At 43.2% G+C, this 301-nt stretch carries 1 protein-coding gene; it reads left to right on the forward strand.

From position 1 onward, the window contains the following. Positions 1-301 (forward strand): uroporphyrinogen-III C-methyltransferase (locus tag F8C76_RS20150; protein ID WP_249042472.1); only part of this gene is annotated, 301 nt, incomplete at both ends.

Consider the following 301-nt stretch of genomic DNA (forward strand, 5'->3'; position numbering starts at 1 on the left):
CCTTGCATCCAGTTCCCTTTTAAATGAAGTGAGAGATGACGCAGAACTTATTTACGCAGGAAAGCGTTCTTCAAATCATCATTTAAAACAGTATGAGACAAACGAGCTTTTAGTGAAGCTTGCATTAGAAGGAAAAAATGTTGTCCGCTTAAAGGGCGGTGACCCATATATCTTCGGCCGTGGCGGTGAAGAAGGACAGGAACTTAGAGAAGCTGGTGTTGACTTTGAAGTTGTGCCGGGAATTTCTTCTTCTTATTCTGTTCCGGCATACTGCGGTATTCCAGTGACACATCGTGATTTC

The organism is Flagellimonas olearia (assembly GCF_009184425.1).
GTDB lineage: Bacteria > Bacteroidota > Bacteroidia > Flavobacteriales > Flavobacteriaceae > Flagellimonas > Flagellimonas olearia.